General features: G+C 53.1%; 5 protein-coding genes. 3 read left to right on the top strand and 2 right to left on the bottom strand.

Translation table 11 applies throughout. The annotated features are described in order from the left end of the window. Both APA10_RS14980 and APA10_RS11210 read right to left on the bottom strand, forming a co-directional pair. Positions 1-115: hypothetical protein (locus tag APA10_RS14980; RefSeq protein WP_408734814.1), on the bottom strand; the 115-nt coding region annotated here is incomplete at its 3' end. Positions 116-212: 97 nt separating this feature from the next. After that, the gene (locus APA10_RS11210; protein ID WP_035366695.1) at positions 213-548 is read right to left on the bottom strand and encodes a hypothetical protein; all 336 of its coding nucleotides are present in this window, start codon (positions 546-548) and stop codon (positions 213-215) included. A gap of 70 nt (positions 549-618) precedes the next feature. Between APA10_RS11210 and repC the strand changes: the two genes are divergently transcribed. From repC to APA10_RS11195, 3 genes are all read left to right on the top strand, one after another. Further along, positions 619-1,938 carry a plasmid replication protein RepC gene (gene repC / locus APA10_RS11205; protein WP_003631187.1) on the top strand — a complete coding sequence of 440 codons (1,320 nt, stop codon included), beginning with the start codon at positions 619-621 and terminating at the stop codon, positions 1,936-1,938. A 154-nt stretch (positions 1,939-2,092) separates the two neighbouring features. Next, positions 2,093-2,386 (top strand): hypothetical protein, encoded by a 294-nt coding sequence (locus tag APA10_RS11200; RefSeq protein WP_003631189.1) that lies wholly within the window; start codon positions 2,093-2,095, stop codon positions 2,384-2,386. Continuing rightward, positions 2,383-3,429, top strand: coding sequence for a Fic/DOC family protein (locus APA10_RS11195; RefSeq protein WP_035367673.1), 1,047 nt, complete (start codon positions 2,383-2,385; stop codon positions 3,427-3,429). Before APA10_RS11200 ends, APA10_RS11195 begins: the two co-directional genes overlap by 4 nt. Positions 3,430-3,642: the final 213 nt, after the last annotated feature.

Raw genomic sequence — 3,642 nt, 5'->3', positions numbered from 1 at the left:
ATCCCAAAAATCCGACAGGCCAGCGCAATGCTGACCCCATGATGCGCCACAGCCCATGCTCCCGGCACAGGTCAGGAACCGGGACACCGCCCTCAGCCTGACGGATCACACCCATGATCTGGGCGTCAGTAAAGCGACCACTCTTCATCAGAATCTCCTCATCCTTACGCTGAGAAAATTCTCATTCAAAAGCCACTCTTTTTATGGGGGGATTACCATTGTGCATCCTGTCGCATGACGAGCACATAGTGGGTGCGCCAACCAAAGGTCTCGTTTGCATCGGTTTTTCCTATTGTAAGGAAAAGATCGTGCAGTGAGGAATATGTAAGAGGCGATGGATAAGGGCAGCCAATGCGGCCTGGTCCGTCAGTATGACTGAGAGGAAGAATGAGCCATGACATAGTTTCCCCCAAAAACGACTGAGGCCCCGCTTTCGCGAGGCCTGCAGACACAAAAAACATTCCCAAGGGGATGTCGGAAAGAAAAATTCGTTTGGCGACAATTTTTCTCCGACATTTGCCGTAAAATTGCAAGTCTTTTCTTGCCATAGGGGACGTTTGTCCTGCGGGTCAGGAGCGCGACGGGAGATTTGAACCCATTCGTCGGACAAAAAGAATAATGATAACAGAAGGTTACGCCCGTTCTGCGGGTATCAGGAAAATCACGCCTGCCATGGTTGCTGCGCGTACAACAGCTGAGGCCCTACCGCTGCAGGCTGTGGAAATGAGCGACCTTTATCGCTATTTGCGTCAAGGACGGTCGATTCTCGGCCTGACATGCCAGCAGACAGAACTGCTCTGTTATCTGATCGCATTTACCCAACCTGCCGACTGGTCAGGTGAGGACGATGTTCTGCCCGTCTCGACGGCTTCCAATCTGGATATACAGCAACGCTTTGACCTCGGCCGCACCCGCGTCAAAACTCTGTTGCGCGAACTTGCCGAAGCTGGGTGGCTTCTCTACCGGGATAGTCCCAACGGACAGCGATACAGGCGATCAGGGCCATTTGCTCCAAGGGGACAGCAGGCTTACGGGTTTGATCTTTCTCCACTCGCCCGCCGATTTGAGGATTTGGAACGCGCGGCACAAACGGCACTGTGGCGGCAACAGGAAGGTCGCCGTCTGCATCGCGAAGTCACGATGATTGCCAGGACTATCTATGCCCTTTTCCAGACGGCTGATGAGGCAGGGCTCACGGTAAAAGACAGACAACAGATACTCGCTCGCACCTCTGCATTGGTCGGTCAGCGTGGGACAGATCGCGATCCTCAATGGCTTGACCCGATATGCCAGGAGTTACGCCAGTTGCACGACCAGCTGGAGAGGGACATTTCGTATCTTCAAGAGGTCGAACATCCACCTGAGGAGACCAAAGCTTCTTCTCTTTTAACTGTGGAAAGTGACCCCATGGGGTCACCTGAGCGACCCCAATATACTAATACAAACCCATCCATATTAGCTAAAGCTACTGTAAAAGCAGACGGCTTCGCCGAAAATTGCATTGAAGCTACGCGTAGTCGGCCGTCCTCGTCTTCCCGTGTCGCAGAACACCAGGCATCACCCCCTTCTGCGGCGGATCCATTGAGGGGATTCCGGGCCAAGCCGACATTCGTGCTGCATATTGCCCCGATTTTCCGTCAATATTGTAGTTCCGATAGGCCGGCCGAGACGCAAATCATCCAGGCGGCGCTCTATGCGTGCGAACAGTTGGGAATTTCCAGGCACGCCTGGGCTCAGGGACAAGCTGTTTTTGGGGATTATCCGAATGCAGTGGTGATCGCCGCAATTGCCGCACGAACAGATGCAGGAGAAGTCCGTTCACCGGGAGGACTGCTCCGTGCGATGATTTCACGCTACCTGTCGGGTCAACTCGCACTGGATCGTACACTTTACGGGCTGGCGGAGAAGTTGAAAAACGGCCCGACAGTTGTGCAGTAAGCGCCGATCAGGTGTTTTCAAGCTCAAGCAAAAAAAGCTGTTTCTGGTCGCATCATGCTCTGGCTGAGTCGTGATCGTAGGAGATCATACGATGCAGACGATAAGGGATCTGTTTCCCCCTTCGCTCGGCACAACCGGGAGGACCGAGGGCACCATGCTTGAACCAACACGCTTTCCACGTGTCGCGCGTTATCGAGAGGAATTAGCCAATCTGACGTTTGAGCCAGTTTCTGCGGATATGACGTCTTTCTACAAGGTCCTGATCCGGGACGCGATGTGCGCCATAAGCGAACTTGATAGGCCAGATCGTAATCAGATGGCCGAAATAAGCTCTCTCACAACTCTACTTATTGAGGCATGTGTACCGGTGGAAATTTTCATGGATTTTCTTCAACGCCTTCATGACGAACTGGATGAACCAATCCGTCCTACGGAAGGAGATGAATGATGCCCGTCACCGACCCTTATCTCTATCCTGGCACGGAAGTTCTCGTGAACAAGAAGGGCTATCAGAATGCTGAACGCCTTCGCATTTTTGAAACAACCCGGTATCTCAGCCGTGCGATAACCATGCCCACGGATACCAACTCGACGTCCGCCCTTAAGGATTTGCATTATCATCTCTTTCAGGATGTCTACGACTGGGCCGGTCAATACCGGACGTGCGACCTCGCTGTTGATGGTCGGAAAGGTCTTCATCCAGACCGGATTTCCCAGTCAGTTCAAAGCGTATTTCAAACCCTGAATGCCAATAATGGGTTGCGGGATCTCTCTTCCGACCGTTTTGCGCGGGGAGCTGCCACCCATATTGCCGCTTTGGATAAAATCCTGCCTTTTCGGCAAGGAAACCAGCAGGTCACCCTGCTTCATCTCTCACACCTTGCACGGAACGCCGGTCATAATTTTGATCTCAGCCAACTCGATCACGATCAATGGAACAGAGCCAGCGGCAAAGCCGCAGTCAATGACGAACGTCTTATGATGCATACTATCGCGACGTTATTTAAGTCTGGCCGAACAATGACGCCCGACCAGGCGCGTCGTGAAGCTCTGTCGCTCCGTGATCCAGCACGCCACGAGCTGCAATCCGGGATTGATGCTACCACCAGAACACTTAACGCAGGCCAGGCAGATAGTGTCACGTTGAAAGAACTCAGGGGCTTACGGGGAGAATTGAAAGCTCTCGAAAGCGACACGCAGGTAGGTGCCGTTCTGCGTCATATCGATCAAGCGCAAAAGGCGGGCATTGAAAAATTAACGGTTCTCCCAGGACGCGACGGTTCTGCGCGTGACGCCATTTACGCCCTCGGGCGGGCTGCCGTGCGCAGTCTTGACTTGCGTGACGATCAGCGAGCGGTGCAGGGAATGAGTGCCGAACAGACACAATCTCCTGCATCGTGGTTCGATCGGGCCAGCCAGAAATTTTCTGCGCCGGAAAAAACACCCCCTCAGCCAAATAGCCCAAAATCACGTGGCCCGCAGTTTGGCTAGTTCTTACTGAACCTAATCAGGCCGATGGCGTCTGATCACACGTTCTGCGTGATCTATCGCACGCTCCAGTTCCTCATAATTGGAGGGTTCGAAAAACCCTCTGGTTTTAGGTCTCTCTCTGTGATTCCCTCTTTTGTGTGATGATTGAGGGGATGGCTCATGAAACAGTCTGGTTTTTTTGATGTTGAAGAGCGGCTTGCTCGGTTGAGTGGG

This window comes from Acetobacter pasteurianus subsp. pasteurianus LMG 1262 = NBRC 106471 (assembly GCF_000285275.1).
Classification (GTDB): domain Bacteria; phylum Pseudomonadota; class Alphaproteobacteria; order Acetobacterales; family Acetobacteraceae; genus Acetobacter; species Acetobacter pasteurianus.
Note: the sequence above shows the minus strand (reverse complement) of the source record. Positions and strands in the feature narration are given on the sequence as shown.